An 18,521-nucleotide genomic window follows, 5' to 3' on the forward strand; every position below is an offset into this window, starting at 1 on the left:
GCGCCGTAGGCCAGGGCTTTCGCAACGCGACCTAGAACTCGGCGGGCATGTCGCCGGTCTTGTGGAACGCCCGCAGCGTCTCCAGGTACGGGCCGACCTCCCACCCCTGCTCGGCCAGCCACGCGTCCGACAGGTAGGTGTGGGCGTACCGCTCGCCGCCGTCGCAGATCAGCGTGACCACGCTGCCGCGCTGCCCGGTCCGCCGCATCTCCGCGATCAGGTGCGCCACGCCCCACATGTTCGTCCCGGTGGAGCCGCCGACGCTGCGGCCGGTGACCTCGGTGGTCCAGCGCATCGCCGCGACCGACGCCGCGTCCGGCACCCGGACCATCCGGTCGATCACGGTCGGCAGGAACGACGGCTCCACCCGGGGCCGCCCGATGCCCTCGATCCGCGAGCCCTTCGCGGTGCGGTCGAACTGCTCGTGCGCGAACGCGTCGAAGAACGCCGACCCCTCCGGGTCCACCACCGCCACCCGAGTCTGGAACCGCCGGTACCGGACATAACGCCCGATGGTGGCGGAGGTGCCGCCCGTTCCGGCCCCGACCACCACCCAGGCCGGCTCGGGATACCGCTCCAGCCGCAGCTGCTCGAAGATCGACTCGGCGATGTTGTTGTTGCCGCGCCAGTCGGTGGCCCGTTCGGCGTAGGTGAACTGGTCCATGAAGTGGCCGCCGCACTCGGCCGCCAGCCGCCGCGACTCGTCGTAGATCGCCGACGGGTCGTCCACCAGGTGCGGGCGGCCCCCGTAGAACTCGATCAGCTCGATCTTCTCCGGGCTGGTGGAGGCGGGCATCACCGCCACGAACGGCAGCCCCAGCATCCGCGCGAAGTACGCCTCCGACACCGCCGTCGAGCCGCTGCTCGCCTCGATGATCGTCGTCCCCTCGCGGATCCAGCCGTTGGCCAGCCCGTACAGGAACAGCGACCGCGCCAGCCGGTGCTTCAGGGAACCCGTCGGGTGGACCGACTCGTCCTTGAGGTAAAGGTCGATGCCCCACTCGGGCGGCAGCGGGAACACATGGAGGTGGGTGTCGGCACTGCGGTTGGCGTCGGCCTCCACGATCCGGATGGCCTCCGCGATCCAGGCCCGGCAGGCCGGATCGCACCGGTCCACGATACGGTTCACGCAGGTCCCCCCTTGATCGTCCTGCTTCGCACGATATCCCCGCCACGCGCTGGGCATGAACGGACTACGGGGGGTACATGGGGGATTTCTTCCACACGCGCATCGTGGAGACGGGGCGGCTGCCGCTGTTCTTCTTCTTCGTCGCGTTCATCGCCACGTTCGTGCTGACCCGCATCAACGTGCGGCTGATCCGGGCCGACGCCAAGTGGTGGTTCAAGAACGTCAAGGCCGGCGACGTGCACATCCACCACGTCGTGTTCGGCGTGATCCTGATGCTGGTCGGCGGCGTGCTGGGCATCGCCGCACCGGCCCTGGCCGACAACCTGACCGTGGCCTCCGCCGCCCTGTTCGGGGTGGGCGCGGCGCTGGTGCTGGACGAGTTCGCGCTGATCCTGCACCTGGAGGACGTGTACTGGACCGAGCGGGGCCGCACGTCCGTGGACGCGGTGTTCGTCGCCCTCGCGCTGACCGGGCTGCTGCTGCTCGGCATCCGGCCGGTCGGGTTCGAGGACCTGTCCACCGAGAGCGCCGAGTTCGGCCGCGCCGTCGGGATCGGGATCTATGTGACCACCCTGGTCGCCAACCTGGTGCTGGCGGTGGTCGTGCTGCTCAAGGGCAAGATCTGGACGGGGCTGATCGGGCTGTTCGTGCCGTTCCTGCTGTGGCTGGGCGCGGTGCGGCTGGCCCGGCCGTCGTCGCCCTGGGCGCGCTGGCGCTACCGCCCCGGCAGCTACCGGTACCGGCGCGCGGTCTGGCGGGAGGAACGGCTGCGCCGCCCCCTGATCCGGGCCAAGATCTGGCTCCAGGAGTTCATCGCGGGCCGCCACGACCGCCTGCCGCCGGTGCTGCGGCCCGGCCGCCACGCCACCGCGTCGCGCCAGGAACGCGTCCCGCACGCATCCGATCACGAGGATCCGGGTGTGTCAGGGCCCTCCGGCGGCCGATCCGGGATTGAATAGCGCTCACTCCCCGTGCCCGTGTGAACGCATCCTGTCCCGGAGGGCGCCGTGCTCGTCAGTTCCGTCGTCGCCGCGCTGGCGGCGATCGCCCTGGTGGTCCTGGCCGCCGTGACGTTCCGGCGGTTCGGCCGGGCCGACGGGGAGCCCGAGGGCGCGACCGCCGGGCACGCCGGGGCGATGCTGTCGGCGCTGTTCCTGATCTTCTTCGCCGTCGCGCTGATCGTGCCGTGGACCTCCTCCGACGAGGAGACCAAGACCAACGCGGCCGCCGCGCAGTCGCTGGTGGAGGCCTACTGGGACACGGCCCTGCTGCCGGCGGCCGACCGGGGCCCGGTCCGCGAGGAGATCCGGGGCTACCTGCGGTACGTCCGGGACCGCGAGTGGCCCCGGCTGGCGGGCGGCGCCGACTCCCTGGACGCCGAGGGCTGGCGCCGCCTGGACGCGCTGCGGACCCGCCTGGCCGGGGTGCGGACCACCGACGAGCAGATGAAGGACGCCCGCGACGACGCCGTGGAACGCGTCCGCGAGGTCTACTCCGCCCGCCGCCAGACCGCCGCCAACCTCGGCGGCGTCCTGCCCGCCTCGGTCCTGGTCCTCACCGTCCTGACCGGCCTCCTGATGATCGTCTTCCCGTGGCTGGCGGGCGCGCGCCCCGCCGGCATGCCGCTGGTGCTGCTGGGCGTCATGGCGGCCGTGCTCGGGGTGAGCCTCTTCCTGTGCTTCGACCTGAACAACCTGTTCGGCGGCTCGTTCACGGTGAGACCGGACGCCTACTCCGACGCGCTGGAGGAGGTCGCGCGCATCCCGTGACCGGGGCGCTCAGCCGCGGCGGCCGACGAACAGCGCGTTGGTGAAGCCCGCCACCACCGTCGAGACGACGACCAGCCCGAGAACCTGCTTGAGCGGGTCGCGCCGGAAGGGGACCAGGACCCGGGCGGCCTTGACGGGACGCCCGACGTAGTCCGGACCGGGCGCGGGCTGGGCGGCGGCCGCCTTGACGGCGCCCTTCCCGCTCACCGGGGCCGGCCCCCGCCGCACGACCCGGACCCGTGCCGGGGCCCGTGCCGGGGCCGGGGACGGGGCGGCGGTGGCCCGCCCGGACGCCCGCGGCCGAACACCACCACCCGGAACCCGCGGACCGCCGGACACCGACGGCCGGGCACCCGGCCTCTCAACGATCACCGTTTCCCGCTGGAGCACGATCCCGGCCCCCGCCTCCACCCGGCAGGGAACGGTCGGCCACCCCTCACCCCCGCCGAACCGCAGGGTCGAAGGAAGATCACCACAGAGCGGAAGGCCGACCCCGACGGCGGCCCCGAGCACCCCGGCGCTCCCGCCCGTCTCCACGGGGTCGGGACCGGCGACGGGGAGGACACCGACCGCGGCGACGGAGGTGCCTCTCCCCGCGAACCTCAGGCCCGCGCCGTTGGCGTAGGCGGGCGCGGCGGGCGAACCAGAAGCGGCGAGCGCGTTGGTGCCGGTGAGGCTGGGCGGTGTCTCGGAGGCGAGTGATGCCGGTTGCGCCATGGCCAGGGCGCCCACGGCCGCCGCGGCGAAGGCCGCGGGCAGATGTGCCGGAACTCCCATCGCCACCCCCCGATCGCGCCGAGGGATCATTGTGGTGGCGGGGGCGGGCGGCCGGGCCGCTGACACGGCAAAGCGCGGGTAAGGCCCGTGGCGGGGCCGGTCCGGCGCGTCAGTCCAGCACGGGCGCCACGGCCCGGACGGTGTCGATCGTGTCGGCCTCCGCCGCCGACTTGTCGGGGCGGTAGCGCAGGACGCGGGCGAAGCGCAGCGCCAGGCCGCCCGGGTAGCGCGGGCTCCGCTGCACCCCGTCGAACGCGATCTCCACGACCAGCTCGGGGCGGACGTGCACCGTCCAGTCGTCCTCGCGGACGGCCAGCGCGCGCAGCCGTTCGGTCTGCCAGGCCAGCAGCTCGTCGGTCAGGCCCTTGAACGTCTTGCCCAGCATCACGAACCCGCCGGTCTCCGGGTCGCGCGCGCCCAGGTGCAGGTTCGACAGGTAGCCGCGGCGGCGGCCGTGGCCCCACTCGACGGCCAGCACGACCAGGTCCAGGGTGTGCCGGGGCTTCACCTTGATCCAGCCCGCGCCCCGGCGGCCCGCCGTGTAGGGGGTGTCCAGGGACTTCACCAGCACGCCCTCGTGCCCGTACGCCACGGCCGCGTCGAAGAACTCCTTGGCCTCGGCGGGGTCGGCGGTCACGACGCGGGGCATGCGCAGGCCCTCGGGGACGACCTTGGCGAGGGCGTCGTGGCGCTCGGCGCCGGGCGCGTCCAGCAGGTCGACGCCGTCCAGGTGCAGCACGTCGAACAGCAGCAGCGACAGCGGCACCTGCCCGGCGCCGTCGCGCCGGGTGCGGGTCGCGGTCCGCGCCGCCGTCACCTGGAACGGGTGCGGCCGCCCGTCGTCCCGCAACGCGATCAGCTCGCCGTCGAACACCGCGTCCCGCACCGGCAGGTCCCGCACGGCCGCCACCACCTCCGGCAGCCGCGCCGTGATCTCGTCCAGCGTCCGCGTGAAGACGCGGACCTCGCCGTCCGCCACGTGGATCTGCGCGCGGACGCCGTCGAGCTTCCACTCCACGGCGGCGGGCCCGGCGAGCTTGGCGAGCGCCTCCTCCACCGACGGCGCCGACGCCGCCAGCATCGGCCTGACCGGCCGCCCGACCTCCAGCGTGAACGCCGCCAGCCCCGGCGCGCCCTCGGCCAGCGCCGCCGCCGCGACCGGCCCGAGCGCGCCGCGCAGCATCACCGCGCGCCGCACCTTCGCCGCCGGGACCTCGGCCGCCGCCGCGACGGCCTCGGCCATCACCCCGTCCAGCGCGCCCTGCCGCAGCTCGCCCGACAGCAGCCGCACCAGGAACTCCTGCTCCTCGGCCGTGGCCCGCGCCAGCACCGCGCCCAGCAGCTCGCGCCGCCGCGCGACCGATCCCTTCCCCGCCACCGCGCCGATCCCGGTGAACGCCGCGTCCACCTCCGCGACGGTCAGCGACGGCTCCCCGGCGGGCGGCGGCAGGTCGCGCAGCGCCGCGTATCCGACGCCGATCTGGCGTTGCGGCAGTTCCCCGGAGAGGTAGGCGACCACGGTCGGGGCCTCGCCGGGCCCGGCGTCACGCAGGCACGCGGCCAGAGCCGTGACCTTGGCCTTGCGCGCGGAGTTCCCGGCCACCGCCGCCGACGTGCGGGCGATCTCGATGAGCTGCACGTTCCCATTCTGACCATCGGGTCTGACATTCCAGACCACCGGGCCCCTGGCGCCCGAAGCGCCGTGCTGATTACCTTTTCGAGGGATATAGGGGCCGTCGGGGGAGTGAGGAGTGCGGGAGTGGGCCTGCCGCGTCCGTCGGAGCCGTTCCGACGGGTCTACTCGGCTCCGGAGCCGCCGTCGCCCGCCCGCCGCCCGCGGCTGGTGGCGCTGCTGGTGGCGGTGGTGTCGTTCGTGCTGGCCGCGGGCGCGGTGTTCTGGCTGGGCCCCCGCGGCGAGAGCCCGACGGCGGCGCCGGGACGTCCGTCCGCGACCGCGCCGCCGCCGGAGACCGACCCCGCCCCGAGCAGTCCGGCTCCGAGCGGCCCGGCTCCGAGCCGTCCGGCCCCGACGACGAGCCGCCCCCCGGCGTCCCCGCCCCAGGCGGCGCCGATCACCAGGCTGCCCGCGCCGTGCGGGATGGTGGCCGCCGCGACCGTGCGGCGCCTGGTCCCCTCGGCCCGCCGCTCCGAGAGCGCCAACCCGATCCTCGCGACCTGCACCTACACCTCCACCGGCGGCCAGTTCCGCTGGCTGTGGGTGGAGGCGCGGCTCTACAGCCCCGGCGACCACGCGGCCCCGCTGGAGGACGCCCGGCGCTACTACAGCGCCCAGCAGACCCAGGCCCGCAACGACGCCCAGGCCGAGACCAGGACGCTGGAACCCCAGCGGGGACTGGGCGACGAGGCCTACCGTCAGTTCAAGGTCGACCGAGGCCAGCCGACGGCGGTCGGCCAGGTCACCGCCCGCGTCCGGAACGTCGTCGTCACGGTCAGCTACAGCGAGCAGGCCCCCGGCAAGGGCGAGGCCGAGGAACGCGAACGCGGCTGTCTCGCCAAGGCCACGCAGGTGGCCCGGGAAGTGCTCGGGGAGTTCCGCTGAACGACACCTCCTTGACCGACGTTGGCCGATCATGCCATATGGGCTGTCAATCCCTTCTATGGTGTTTCAGTAAAGGGGAGGGAGACGCCGGGCGTGACCCGTGAGAGCATGGGTGACCGGTGTGGCGAACGCCTGAGGAGGAGGTCGACGCCAGTGTCCGCACAACGGGCTGGAGTGTCCTGGGTGCGTTAGTCCCGGACGAGGGGGAGGGAACTCCCGACCGAGAGGGCCGCGGGGCTTACGCTCCGCGGCCCGTGCCGTGTCAGGACCGGAAATTGCGCGGAATGAGCCATCGATTAATGTGCCAATCCGCGCTCCGGGACGAATGGAGAGAAGTGGAACCAGTTACCGTTTGGTGGGCCTTCCGATCTTCCGCCACCCCCGCCCTGCTGTCCCTGCTGAACCCGACCGAACGCGCCCGCCACGCCCGCTATCTGCGCGAGGAGGACAGGGCCCGCTTCCTCATGGGCGTGGTGACCACCCGCCTGGCCCTGGCGGAGATGCTCGGCATGGCGCCAGAACACGTTCCGTTGACCCGGGCCTGCCCCGACTGCGACGAGCCGCACGGCCCCCCGCGGCTCCCGGACGGCCCCCACCTGTCGGTCTCCCACTCGGGGGACCTGGTGGCCGTGGCGATCTCCCCCCACGGCCCGCTGGGCGTGGACGTGGAGCAGAGCACCCGCCGCCTGGGTCTGGACGTGACCCCCCACGTCCTGTCGGAGGACGAGCACGCCCCCACCGCACAGGCCCTGCTCACCTACTGGGTCCGCAAGGAGGCCCTGCTGAAGGCGACCGGCGACGGCCTGCGCGTCCCCATGACCGACCTGCACGTCTCGCCCCCCGACGCCCCTCCGCGCCTGCTGACCTGGAAGAAGCGCCCGGACCTGCCGTCCCGCTTCATCCTGCGCACCCTGACCCCGAACGACACCCACCCGGCGGCCCTGGCCCTGCTGGACCACCCCGGGACGGCCCCCCTCAGGGAACGCCCCACCACCGACCTGCTCTGACAAGGACCGGGACGCCCCGACGGGCACGGCGCCCCACCGGCCCGGGTGAGCGGTCAGGACTGGGGGGCCGGGGAGTGGCGGGCCAGGAGGCGGAGCAGGGGCGGGGCCGTGCGGGAGACGGCACGCAGGGCCTTGCCCTCGGCGTTCACCGCCACCACCGGCCGGTTCCTGATGATCGCCCTGACGATCTGGTCGGCGACCCGCTCCGGCGGGTGGTCGCGCAGGCGCAGGAGGCGCTCGGCGCGGGCGACGAACCGCGCCCGCGCCTCCTCGTCGGCGCCCGGCGGCACCGCGCGCCGCGCGATGCCCGCGGTGACGAAGCCGGGGCAGACCGCCGTCACGCCGATGCGGGAGGACGCCAGCTCCGCGCGCAGGCACTCCGACAGCATCAGGACCGCCGCCTTCGTCGTGCAGTAGGCGGGCCGGGCGGACGAGGGGGCGAACGCCGACGCCGACGCCACGTTCACGATGTGGCCGCCGAAGTTCGGCTTCTCCGGCTTGGCCGGCAGCGCCGCCACGCGCGCCCTCATCTGCGCGCCGAACAGGCGCGAGCCGTGGATCACCCCCCACAGGTTCACGCCGATGACGCGCTCCCAGTCCTCCGCGGAGTGCTTCAGGAACGGCCCGACCATCACGACCTCCGCGCTGTTGACCACGATGTCGGGCGTGCGGTGGGCGTCCTTCACCTCCGCCGCGAACGCCTCCATCGCCGCCCCGTCGGCCACGTCCACGCGGTGGGCCGCGCCCTTCGCGCCGAGCGCCTCGGCGAGGGCGACCGTGCGTTCGGCGGAGGCGAGGTCGGAGTCGGCGGCGACGACCGTGGCGCCGTTCTCGGCCAGGGCCAGCGCGGTGGCGCGGCCGATGCCGGAGCCGGCGCCGGTGATGACGGCGAGGGCGCCGTCGAAGTGCGCGAGGGGCATGACGACCTCCGTGGGGTGGGGGTCGCCTCAGCCTACGAGGAAGCCGCCCCCTGGGCGATCTCATCGGCGATCACCGCGTCCACCTCCGCCTTGCGCTCGGCCTCCTCGGCGGCGAAGCGCTCGGCGTCGAGCCGCTCGGCGATCTCCTCGTCCTGGCGCATCAGCGCGTCCAGGTCGGACCGGGCGGCGTCCAGCGCGCCCATCTCCTCGAACGTCGCCTGGATCCTGTCGCTCCACAGCCCGATGTCCTTCACGCACGGCACGATCCGGCTGAACAGCAGGCTCTGGAACGCCCGCATGTACGGCGAGTTCCGCACCATCTCGTCCACCTCGGCGACCGGGACGCCGAAGTTCTCCCAGATCTCGCGGCCCCGGATGCGGTCGCGCATCAGGTGGCAGCCCTCGACGACGAAGTCCTCGCGCTCCTTCAGCTCCGGGGCCGACAGCTCCTTGTAGTAGTCGCGCAGCGCCAGCCGCCCGAACGCCACGTGCCGCGCCTCGTCCTGCATCACGTACGCGAGGATCTGCTTGGGCAGCGGCTTGGTCGTCATGTCGCGCATCACGCCGAACGCCGCCAGCGCCAGCCCCTCGATGAGCACCTGCATCCCCAGGTAGGGCATGTCCCACCGGGAGTCGCCGAGGGTCTCGTCCAGCAGGCCCTGGAGGTTGGTGTTGATCGGGTAGACCATCCCGATCTTCTCCTGGAGGAACCGCGAGAAGACCTCGACGTGCCGGGCCTCGTCCATCGTCTGCGTCGCCGAGTAGAACTTGGCGTCCAGGTCCGGCACCGACTCCACGATCCGCGCGGCGGTGACCATCGCGCCCTGCTCGCCGTGCACGAACTGGGAGAACTGCCACGACGCCGAGTGCCGCCGCAGCTCGCCCCGGTCGCGTTCGCTCATCCTGTCCCAGTACGGCGTCCCGTAGATCGCGAGCGACTGGTCGGGGACGCCCAGCACGTCGTGCGGGTCCACCTCCAGGTCCCAGTCGATGCGTTTCACCGAGTCCCACTGCCGGTCCTTGCCCTTCTGGTACAGGGCCAGCAGCCGGTCGCGGCCGTCGTCGTACTCCCAGGTGAAACGGGCGTCGCCGGTCAGGGGGACGTTCCAGGTGGACGTGGGCACGGGTCGGGTGTACAGCTCATGGGTCGACACGGGGCCTCCACGGCGAGGACGCGGGCGGACGTACGGTGTACGTTCGACGTACGTTGTACGTACCGTGTCACGCGTCACTTACAGTGTCAACGGTGCGAAGGAGAGGCCCCATGGACCCTGGAACGGCGGAGCCCCGCCCGGCCCTCACCCGCGCCCGCATCGTGCGCGCCGCCGTCGACCTGATCGAGCGCGAGGGCCCCGACGCGCTGTCCATGCGCGCCGTCGCCGCCGAGCTCGGCGTCGCGGTGATGTCCCTCTACAACCACGTCCCCGGCAAGGCCGCGCTGTTGCAGGGCGTCGCCGAGCACGTGGTGTCGGGCATCGACCTGGGCGGCGACCCGGCCGAGGACTGGGCCGACCGCGCCCGCGCCCTGGTGCGCGCGTTCCGGAAGGTCGCCCACGACCATCCGCGCTGCATGACGGTCGTGCTCAGCCACAAGATCGACTTCCCGATGGGGATGCGCCCCGCCGAACGCGCCCTGGCCCTGGCCGCCGAGGCGGGCTTCGACGGCCCCGCCTCCGTGCGGATCATGCGGGCGCTGATGGCCTACGCGCTGGGCGCGCAGATGCGCGAGGTCGGCATGGCGAAGATGCTCGACCGCCTGCCGGGCGATCCGGCCGAGTCGTTCGCGGCGCTGGACCCGGCGGAGTTCCCGCACGTCGTCGCGCTCGCCCCGGAGCTGACCCGCAACGACGCCGAGTCCGACTTCGAGTTCGGCCTGGACCTGCTGATCGCGGCCGTGGAGAACCTGCCCCGCTGATCACTCCGCGACGTACGGCGACAGCCCGCGCCAGCAGAAGTCCGTCATGTAGCGCGCGGCCTCGTCCACCGTCACCTCCGGATGGCCGGTGCGCCACAGCGCCAGCCGCTCGGACGCGCCGATGATGATCTCGGTGTAGGCGGTGACGACCGCCTCGGGGGCGTGCGGGGCGAACGCCGCCAGCGTGGCCGCGATCAGCTCGCTCTGCTGCCGCCGCGCCGCCTCGACCGCGTCCACGCCCTGCTGCGGCACCGACAGCGGCTGGCGCAGCAGCATCGCGAACGTCAGGCTGTGCGAGTCGATGAACCCGAAGTAGGCCCGCATCCCGCGCCACAGGATGTCCTCGGGGTCGGTCGCCCCGGCCATCGCCTTCTGCGTGACCTCGAACAGCTCGGCCTTGGAGCGGTCGAGGCACGCCTGGAGCAGCCCCTCCTTGGAGCCGAAGTACTCGTAGATCATCGGCTTGGACACGCCGCACCGCTCGGCGATCTCGTCCATGGAGGCGCCCTGGTACCCGCGCTCGCCGAACACCCGCTCGGCGACGTCGAGCATCTGCCGTTCGCGTTCGGGCCGTGACATCCGCCTGCGGCGCGGTGTGGTGCCACTCACACGAAAATCCTATCTATTGGATCTACCGTCAGTAACCTACTCGAAGTAACTTACTGGGAGTAGGTTATCGGTGAGAGGGCACGGCATGAGCGAGCGATCCCCGGCCATCGTCATCATCGGCTCCGGCTTCGCCGGGCTCGGGATGGCGATCCAGCTCAAGAAGAACGGCTTCCACGACTTCGTCGTCCTGGAGAAGAGCGGGGCCCTGGGCGGCACCTGGCACGACAACACCTATCCCGGGTGCGCCTGCGACGTGCCGTCGCACATGTACTCGTTCTCGTTCGAGCTGAACCCGCACTGGTCGCGGATGTTCGCCCCGCAGCCGGAGATCCGCGCCTACATGGAGCGCACCGCCGACAAGTACGCCGTGCGCGACCACATCCGCTTCCACAGCCACGTCGAGGCGATGGAGTGGAACGACGAGACGGCCCGCTGGACCGTCAGCCTCGCCGACGGCACCACGCTCACCCCCAAGGCGATCGTCTCCGGCATCGGCGCGCTGCACATCCCGTCCTACCCGGACCTGCCCGGCGCCGAGCGGTTCCGGGGCGCGGCGTTCCACTCCGCCGAATGGGACCACGGCTACGACCTGACCGGCAAGCGCGTCGCCGTCGTCGGGACGGGCGCGTCGGCGATCCAGTTCGTGCCGAAGGTCGCCGAGAAGGCCGAGAAGCTCGTGCTGTTCCAGCGCACCCCGCCGTGGATCCAGCCGAAGCCCGACAAGAGGATCCCGGCCGCCGTCCGCCGGATGTTCGCGACGGTGCCCGGCGCGGCCCGCGCGTTCCGCAACGGCATCTACTGGACGCTGGAGGCCCGCGCGGTCGGCTTCACCATCGACCCGCGCCTGTCCGGGGCCATGCGCAGGCTGGCCCTGCACCAGCTGAACAAGCAGGTCCGCGACCCGGAGCTGCGCGCCAAGCTGACCCCCGACTACACCATCGGCTGCAAGCGCGTCCTGCTGTCCAACGACTACTACCCGGCCCTGACCAGGCCCAACGTCACCCTGGAGACCTCCGCCATCGCCGAGGTGAGGGAGAACTCCATCGTCACCGCCGACGGCGTGGAACACGAGGTCGACTGCATCATCTATGGCACCGGCTTCAAGGTGACCGACGCGCTGTCGGAGCTGCGGGTGACCGGCCGGAACGGCATCAAGATCCAGGAGGTGTGGGCCGACGGCATCGAGGCCCACCACGGCACGACCGTGCCCCACATGCCGAACTTCTTCATGCTGCTCGGCCCCAACACCGGCCTCGGCCACAACTCGGTCGTGTTCATGATCGAGGTGCAGATCCAGCACGTGCTGAGCTGCCTGCGCCTCCTCCAGCGCAGCGGCGCCGACACCATCGAGCCCCGGCCCGAGGCCGCGCGCCGCTTCAACGACCGCCTCCAGCGCCGCCTGCGCCGCGCCGTCTGGAACGAGGGCGGCTGCCACTCCTGGTACCTGGACGAGAACGGCGTCAACCGCACGCTGTGGCCGGGCCACACCTTCGAGTTCTGGGCGGGCAGCCGCAAGGCCAAGGAAGAGGAGTACCTCGTCCGCTGACGACGCCCGTCGTTCCCCGCGGGGGGCCTCGCCGCCGGCGACGGCCCCCCGCTCGCGTTCCCGCCGTCAGCCGCCCTGGAGGTCGGGGGCGAACAGCGGGCGGATGCCCGCGATGATCTGCCGGATGATCGGGCGCTGCTCGGCCGGGGTGCGCCCCCGCAGCCCGAGCACCGGGTCCAGCCCGTCGTAGTACGGCGCGAGCGCCAGGTGCGGCAGCAGCATCAGCAGCAGCGTCGCCAGCACGTCGACGTCGGAGTCGGGACGGATCTCCCCGCGTTCCTTCCACAGCTTCAACGTGGGGTGGATGACCTGGAGATAGTGCTGGTTGGCGGTGTCGCGCACCACCGAGCGCACATTGTTGTCCAGCTCGAAGTTGGTGGCGGCGGTGACCGCGCGTTCCAGGGGATGCTCGGCGATGTACTCGGTCCACTCGCACAGCACGTCGACCAGCCACTCGTCCAGCGTCTGGTCGAAGTCGAGCCGCACGATGCGGCGTTCCATCTCCTCGCGCATCCGCCGCGACGTCTCGTCGCACACGAACGCGAAGAACTCCAGCTTGTCGGTGAAGTACTGGAACAGCGAGCCCTTGGCGATCCCCGCCTCGCGGGCGATGGTGTTGAGGCTGCCGGTCGAGTAGCCGTGTTCCCCGAACTCGCGCATCGCCGCCTCCAGCACGCGCTCGCGCTTGGCGACGTTCAGCCTGAACCACGTCGACGTGGGCATGGGAGTGGGTTGCTCCGTCCTGCCTTGGGCCGGGGACGCTCCGAAGGGGAGCGCAGCGCCGCCCGGTCTGACCTGATGATCAGGGTATCCGGCGCACCGCCGGGTCGCGCACGGATTCTGTCAGAGCCGTGCGCGACGCCCCCGTCACGGGAGACGTCAGGAAAAACCCGCGTCACTGCCGCAACTTTTTGGTCCTGTCCGGACATCTACCTATGCGACCACGTACGGGACCGCCTCGGCTCAGGGGCGTCCGTATCCGAAGGAGCGAGCGGATGCGGACTGAGGCGGTCCGTGGTCACCCCCCAACGGAACCCCGGCCCCGTCCCCGCTCGGACGCCGGGCGCGCCGCGACGCCGCGGCGCGGAACATGGAGGTGGCACCATCGCCATCACACGCAACGGCGTGCGCACCACCGTCATCCTGACGGCCGCCGCGACCGCCGCCGGCTACATCCTCGTGGGCCTGCCCGCGCAGGCGGAGGAGGCGGCGCCCGGCTCGCTGCGGCTGATGACGGTCTCGCCGAGCGCCGTCCTGGACAGCGACCGGCAGAACAACGTCAACCTCACCATCGGCGCCTACCTGGCCGCCGACCGGGCGCCGTTCGAGGTGCGGCTGAACCGGAGGTCCTACCACGAGCCCATCACCGCCACGCAGGTCATCCGGCACGGCGGCGAGGTCACGCAGCGGAGGCTGCCGAACGGCCTGGTGAACGACTTCACCGGCTTCCCCGACATGGTCCGCACGACCGTCACCGACGCCAAGGGCAAGAAGGTCGTGGACCAGAGCACGGCGTTCTGCCCCAACACCTACGAGCCCAGCCGCCTGCGGCCCGACGCCCCGACGCGGAGCGGGTACCCGACCGCCTGCCCGGAAGGCCCGGCCAAGGCGTTCGCGCTCGGCACGGTGCTGGGCGTCGAGGGAGGCTGGGCCGCCAACGTCCAGGACGGCGGGTACGTGGCGCCGGTCAAGCTGCCGCCGGGCAAGTACACCGCCAAGGTCGAGATCGCGAAGAAGTACCGGGACCTGTTCGGCATCGCGGGCGGCGCCAAGACCGTCAAGCTGACGGTGAAGCGGCAGGACCCCCGCGGCCGGTCGGCCGAGCAGCGGGCCCGCTCCCGCGTTCCCGTCGGCGGGCACATGGCGCACTGGCTGCGCGTCCAGGGCAAGGGCGACGAGCTGGCCAAGCGCCCGCCCGCCGACGTCGCCAAGCCCAAGGCCGCGCCGCCGAAGGGCGCGGGCCGCGCACCGGCCACCGGGCCGCGCCCGGACCTGCGCTCGCTCCCGGCGTTCAACATCGTCGTCCAGCGGATCGCGCCGGACCCGAAGAAGCCGAAGGTCAAGCGCGACTACCTGACGTTCGCCGCCACCGTGTGGAACGGCGGCACCTCGCCGCTGGTGGTGGACGGGTTCCGGCGTCCCGGCAAGGACACGATGGACGCCTACCAGTACTTCTTCGACGCCAAGGGCAACGAGGTCGGCCACGCCCGCACCGGCGACTTCCAGTGGGACCCGCGTCCCGGCCACATCCACTGGCACTTCCTGGACTTCGCCAACTACAGCCTGACCGACGCCGCCAGGAAGCACGTCGTCAAGAGCCAGAAGGAGTCGTTCTGCCTGGCCAACACCGACGCGGTCGACTACACGATTCCCTACGCCAAGTGGCGGCCCAGCAACACCGACCTGTCCACCGCCTGCGGCTCCCAGTGGTCGGCGTCGATCCGCGAGGTGCTGGAGGTCGGCTCCGGCGACACCTACGACCAGTACCTGCCGGGCCAGGCGTTCGACCTGACCGGCATCAGGAACGGCACCTACCACATCAAGGTCACCGCTAACCCGGTGCGCCGCCTGCACGAGCTGGACACCGGCAACAACGTGTCCTACCGCAAGGTGGTCATCGGCGGCACCGCCGGCAAGCGCACCGTGACGGTGCCCCCGGTCGGCCTGGTCAAGGAGACCCCGCCGCCGGCCTCGCCCCGCCCGCCCCAGCTCGGTCCCTGATCCGTCCGGTCACCGACGACAGAGCGCGGGGCACCCGTCACGAGCCGGGTGTCCCGCGCCTCCCCAGCGCCCGCCTGCGGTTCAGCGTCGCGGCCCGCAGCGTCGCCTCCAGCGAGAAGCGCGCGTCGGCGTCCTCCAGCGCGTCGCCCAGGTGGGCCTCCAACTGGCGCAGCCGGTAGCGCACCGTCTGGGCGTGGACGTTCAGGCGCTCGCCGATCTCGATCGCGGTGCCCCGCGTCGTCACCCACGCCGCCAGCGTCTCGGTCAGCTTGCGCCGCGCCCCGTCCGACAGGTCCTCCAGCGGGGCCAGGTGCCGCCGCGCCAGCTCCTCCACCAGCGGGACGTCCGACAGCAGCCACATCGTCACCAGGTGCTCCTCGCACGGGACGAGCGAGCCGTCGCGGATGACGCCCTCCTCGGCCAGCGCCAGCGTGCGGCGGGCCCAGCGCAGCGAGTGCGCGGCGCGTTCCAGCGGGACCGTCAGCCCCATCACCGAGCTGGCGTCCGCCAGCGCCGACCGCAGCATCGTCCGCCGCGCCTCCGTCAGCGGGCCCGGCACCAGCAGGCACGGCTCGGCGGCGTCCAGGTCGGTGAGCACGTCGGAGTCCAGTGCCGACCGCGTGCAGGGCGCGTCCGGGTGCACCGCGACCATCGTGGCCTCGACGGGCAGCGGCCACCAGCCCGCCGCCCGCGCCGGCTCCTCCAGGGCGCCGACCGCGACCGGGGGGCGCCGCAGCAGCAGCCGCAGCAGCTCGGTGCGCTGCTCGCGGCGGCGCATGTCGGCGTGCTCCTGCGCCTGCCGGTGTCCCGCCCGCGCCAGCGCGATGGCGTCGTCGACGTACAGCAGCATCGCCTCCACCACCGACGCGACGACACCGGAGGGGATCTCCTCGCGTTCGGCGACGGTGACGGTGTGCCGCCAGGCGACGTGGAACGCCGTCCGGTAGGCCGCCTGCAGGTGGTCCAGCGACCGCCCCTCGACCGCCTCGAAGTGGCCGAGCGAGCGGCAGGTCTCGTCGCGTTCGGCCGACGAGGCCGCCGGGTCGGCGATCTTCTCGACGAACGAGGCGGTCAGCGTCTCGGCGGCCAGCCGCAGCACCTGGTCGTAGGTCGAGTTCTCGGGCCGGTCGTACTCGGGGATCGTGCGGCGGATCTCCGCGACGACGTCGGCGACCACCTCCGGAAGCTGGGCGCGCATCAGATCGGCCAGCCGGGCGGGGACGGGCGCCGGGTCCGGGCCGGCGCGGTCGAGCGCCCGGGACGGCGGCGGCGAGGGCGACCGTGTCTGGGACAGCCGTGTCTGGGACAAGGGCGGCACCTCCGCGACGGGCCGGAGCCGGGCGAGAACACCGAGAACATAAAGTGGCCGAAAGCCCCTGACAAGCCGGCCCCGTCGTTCGGCCCTCATTTACTCGCCAGATAACAGAGATGTCCGCCCGGTACTAACCAAGTGATAGTCGTTCCACCCGCAAGCATCCCCCCGGAGCGTTACCCACCGGTACTCACCAAGTGAGAAATATCCATGATCAACCACTGAGTCGGTGACAAAACCGGGCCCCCATCGGCGAATCCTCCGGAAATTTCCGCCCGGCCTATTGAGTTGCCGGTGATCCGCGCCGTAACGTCCTCGCGTACGACCTGGGCCGATGGTGCGGCCGTGGCGTCAGCGTCGACGCAGACCATTGCGGGCCACCGGGCCACGACCCATGGAAGCCCTGCTGAACTGGGCTTTCGGCAGGCTGGAGTGGTGCTGTGGGAATTGAGGTAACGGTGGAGGGGCTGACGAAATCGTTCGGCTCCCAGACCATTTGGCGGGATGTGACGCTCACTCTTCCCGCAGGCGAGGTCAGCGTCATGCTGGGCCCGTCGGGCACCGGCAAAACGGTGTTCCTCAAGTCGCTGATCGGGCTGATCAAACCCGAGAAGGGGCGCGTCCTGGTGGACGGCGTCGACATGGTCAACGATCCTGACCGCAAGGTCTACCCGGCCCGCCGGACGTTCGGACTGATGTTCCAGGACGGCGCGCTGTTCGGCTCGATGACGCTGTATGACAACATCGCGTTCCCGCTGCGTGAGCACACCCGCCGGACCGAGGCCGAGATCCGCCGCATCGTGCTGGACCGCATGGAGATGGTCGGCCTGGCGGGGGAGGAGCGCAAGCTGCCCGGCCAGCTGTCGGGCGGCATGCGCAAGCGCGCCGGCCTCGCCCGCGCCCTGGTCCTCGACCCGCAGATCATCCTGTGCGACGAGCCCGACTCCGGCCTGGACCCGGTCCGCACCGCGTTCCTGTCCCAGGTGCTCATCGACGTCAACGCCCGGATCGACGCGACCATGCTGATCGTCACCCACAACCTGGAGATCGCCGCGACCGTCCCCGACAACATCGGGATGCTCTACCGCCGCGACCTGGTGGCGTTCGGCCCCCGCGAGGCGCTGCTGACCAGCGAGGAACCCGTGGTCACCCAGTTCCTGCACGGCGACCGGCACGGCCCGATCGGCATGTCGGAGGAGAAGGACGCCGCCACGATGGCCGCCGAGCGGGCCGCCCTGCGCGCCGAGGAACTGGCCGCCGGCACCACCCGCGTCCGCCGCCGCGTGGAGATCCCGCCGCAGCTGCGGCCGTCCCCGGGCGTGCCGCCCCGCCGGGCCGAGGAACGCCACGCCGCCCGCGTCGACGCGATGCTGCACACCCTGCCGCCCGCCGCCCAGCACGCCATCCGCGAGAACCGACGCCACGCGCCGCTCGGCGCCGCCTCCCACCCCCATGGAGACCGCCCATGACCACCCCCCAGGCCGCCGCACCCGGCGCGGGCGCGCTCCGCCAGGTCGGACGGTTGTTCGCGCTGGCCGCGACCGTGCTGGCGATGACGTTCCGCCGCCCCTTCCAGGTCCGCGAGCTGGTCCAGCAGTTCTGGTTCATCGCCTCGGTCGCGATCCTGCCGACCGCGCTGGTGTCGATCCCGTTCGGCGCGGTCATCGCCCTGCAGGTCGGCTCGCTCGCCAAGCAGCTCGGCGCGCAGTCGCTCACCGGCGGCGCCAGCGTGCTGGCCGTCGTCCAGCAGGCCAGCCCCCTGATCGTCGCGCTGCTCATCTCGGGCGCGGCCGGATCGGCGATCTGCGCCGACCTCGGCTCGCGCACCATCCGCGAGGAGATGGCCGCGATGGAGGTCATGGGCGTCTCGCCCGTCCAGCGCCTGGTCGTGCCCCGCGTCCTGGCCTGCACCGCCGTCGCGGTCCTGCTCAACGGCCTGGTCTCGGTCGTCGGCGTCGCGGGCGGCTACTTCTTCAACGTGATGATGCAGGACGGCACCCCCGGCGCGTACCTGGCGTCGTTCTCCGCCCTGGCGCAGCTCCCCGACCTGTACGTGTCGGAGCTGAAGGCGCTGCTGTTCGGCTTCATCGCCGGGGTCGTCGCCTCCTACCGGGGCCTGAACCCCAGCCCCGGCCCCAAGGGCGTCGGCGACGCCGTCAACCAGTCGGTCGTCATCACGTTCCTGCTGCTGTTCTTCGTCAACCTCGTGCTCACGGCGGTCTACCTCCAGGTCGTCCCGCCGAAGGGAGCGTGACG

Annotated in this window: 17 protein-coding genes; 9 read left to right on the forward strand and 8 right to left on the reverse strand. The window is 72.2% G+C overall.

Annotated elements, in window-relative coordinates; all coding sequences use genetic code 11:
- Positions 1-31: 31 nt before the first annotated feature.
- A complete protein-coding gene (gene cds1, locus AKI01S_RS32245; RefSeq protein WP_245681872.1) occupies positions 32-1,129 on the reverse strand; it encodes an L-cysteine desulfhydrase Cds1 in 1,098 nt (365 codons plus the stop codon).
- Positions 1,130-1,206: 77 nt separating this feature from the next.
- Between cds1 and AKI01S_RS32250 the strand changes: the two genes are divergently transcribed.
- The gene (locus AKI01S_RS32250; protein WP_067826171.1) at positions 1,207-2,088 is read left to right on the forward strand and encodes a hypothetical protein; all 882 of its coding nucleotides are present in this window, start codon (positions 1,207-1,209) and stop codon (positions 2,086-2,088) included.
- 48 nt (positions 2,089-2,136) lie between these two features.
- Positions 2,137-2,898 (forward strand): bestrophin-like domain, encoded by a 762-nt coding sequence (locus tag AKI01S_RS32255; RefSeq protein ID WP_067826173.1) that lies wholly within the window; start codon positions 2,137-2,139, stop codon positions 2,896-2,898.
- A 9-nt stretch (positions 2,899-2,907) separates the two neighbouring features.
- On the opposite strand, the gene AKI01S_RS32260 is transcribed toward AKI01S_RS32255, so the two are convergent.
- Both AKI01S_RS32260 and AKI01S_RS32265 read right to left on the reverse strand, forming a co-directional pair.
- Entirely contained in the window at positions 2,908-3,675 is a 768-nt protein-coding gene (locus AKI01S_RS32260) for a hypothetical protein (protein WP_067826175.1), read from the reverse strand.
- 109 nt (positions 3,676-3,784) lie between these two features.
- Positions 3,785-5,314: an ATP-dependent DNA ligase gene (locus tag AKI01S_RS32265; protein WP_067826177.1), complete on the reverse strand. Its 1,530-nt coding sequence runs from the start codon at positions 5,312-5,314 to the stop codon at positions 3,785-3,787.
- Between the two features lie 120 nt (positions 5,315-5,434).
- On the opposite strand from AKI01S_RS32265, the gene AKI01S_RS51060 reads away from it, so the two are divergent.
- Complete coding sequence (locus tag AKI01S_RS51060) at positions 5,435-6,235, forward strand: hypothetical protein (RefSeq protein WP_157420303.1); 801 nt, start codon at positions 5,435-5,437, stop codon at positions 6,233-6,235.
- Between the two features lie 335 nt (positions 6,236-6,570).
- Entirely contained in the window at positions 6,571-7,242 is a 672-nt protein-coding gene (locus AKI01S_RS32280; protein WP_067826183.1) for a 4'-phosphopantetheinyl transferase family protein, read from the forward strand.
- Positions 7,243-7,295: 53 nt separating this feature from the next.
- On the opposite strand, the gene AKI01S_RS32285 is transcribed toward AKI01S_RS32280, so the two are convergent.
- Positions 7,296-8,162: an SDR family NAD(P)-dependent oxidoreductase gene (locus AKI01S_RS32285; RefSeq protein WP_067826185.1), complete on the reverse strand. Its 867-nt coding sequence runs from the start codon at positions 8,160-8,162 to the stop codon at positions 7,296-7,298.
- 32 nt (positions 8,163-8,194) lie between these two features.
- Positions 8,195-9,316 (reverse strand): ferritin-like domain-containing protein, encoded by a 1,122-nt coding sequence (locus AKI01S_RS32290; RefSeq protein ID WP_067826187.1) that lies wholly within the window; start codon positions 9,314-9,316, stop codon positions 8,195-8,197.
- Between the two features lie 110 nt (positions 9,317-9,426).
- Here AKI01S_RS32290 and AKI01S_RS32295 point away from each other — a divergent pair, with 110 nt between their 5' ends.
- Complete coding sequence (locus tag AKI01S_RS32295; RefSeq protein ID WP_067826190.1) at positions 9,427-10,077, forward strand: TetR/AcrR family transcriptional regulator; 651 nt, start codon at positions 9,427-9,429, stop codon at positions 10,075-10,077.
- Here the strand turns inward: AKI01S_RS32295 and AKI01S_RS32300 are convergent, their stop codons facing one another.
- Complete coding sequence (locus AKI01S_RS32300; RefSeq protein WP_245681873.1) at positions 10,078-10,686, reverse strand: TetR/AcrR family transcriptional regulator; 609 nt, start codon at positions 10,684-10,686, stop codon at positions 10,078-10,080.
- An 85-nt stretch (positions 10,687-10,771) separates the two neighbouring features.
- On the opposite strand from AKI01S_RS32300, the gene AKI01S_RS32305 reads away from it, so the two are divergent.
- Positions 10,772-12,232 carry a flavin-containing monooxygenase gene (locus AKI01S_RS32305; RefSeq protein WP_067826195.1) on the forward strand — a complete coding sequence of 487 codons (1,461 nt, stop codon included), beginning with the start codon at positions 10,772-10,774 and terminating at the stop codon, positions 12,230-12,232.
- Between the two features lie 66 nt (positions 12,233-12,298).
- Here the strand turns inward: AKI01S_RS32305 and AKI01S_RS32310 are convergent, their stop codons facing one another.
- On the reverse strand, positions 12,299-12,955 hold the full coding sequence (locus tag AKI01S_RS32310; RefSeq protein WP_067826197.1) for a TetR/AcrR family transcriptional regulator: 657 nt from the start codon (positions 12,953-12,955) through the stop codon (positions 12,299-12,301).
- Between the two features lie 402 nt (positions 12,956-13,357).
- On the opposite strand from AKI01S_RS32310, the gene AKI01S_RS32315 reads away from it, so the two are divergent.
- The gene (locus AKI01S_RS32315; RefSeq protein ID WP_218009901.1) at positions 13,358-14,953 is read left to right on the forward strand and encodes a lysyl oxidase family protein; all 1,596 of its coding nucleotides are present in this window, start codon (positions 13,358-13,360) and stop codon (positions 14,951-14,953) included.
- Between the two features lie 37 nt (positions 14,954-14,990).
- Here AKI01S_RS32315 and AKI01S_RS32320 read toward each other — a convergent pair whose 3' ends face one another.
- On the reverse strand, positions 14,991-16,262 hold the full coding sequence (locus AKI01S_RS32320; protein ID WP_067826200.1) for a PucR family transcriptional regulator: 1,272 nt from the start codon (positions 16,260-16,262) through the stop codon (positions 14,991-14,993).
- A gap of 509 nt (positions 16,263-16,771) precedes the next feature.
- On the opposite strand from AKI01S_RS32320, the gene AKI01S_RS32325 reads away from it, so the two are divergent.
- Entirely contained in the window at positions 16,772-17,734 is a 963-nt protein-coding gene (locus AKI01S_RS32325) for an ABC transporter ATP-binding protein (protein WP_439951697.1), read from the forward strand.
- A complete protein-coding gene (locus tag AKI01S_RS32330; RefSeq protein WP_067826204.1) occupies positions 17,731-18,519 on the forward strand; it encodes an MlaE family ABC transporter permease in 789 nt (262 codons plus the stop codon). Before AKI01S_RS32325 ends, AKI01S_RS32330 begins: the two co-directional genes overlap by 4 nt.
- Positions 18,520-18,521: the final 2 nt, after the last annotated feature.

Origin of the sequence: Actinomadura kijaniata NBRC 14229, from assembly GCF_001552175.1 — a bacterium.
GTDB classification, from domain to species: Bacteria; Actinomycetota; Actinomycetes; order Streptosporangiales; family Streptosporangiaceae; genus Spirillospora; species Spirillospora kijaniata.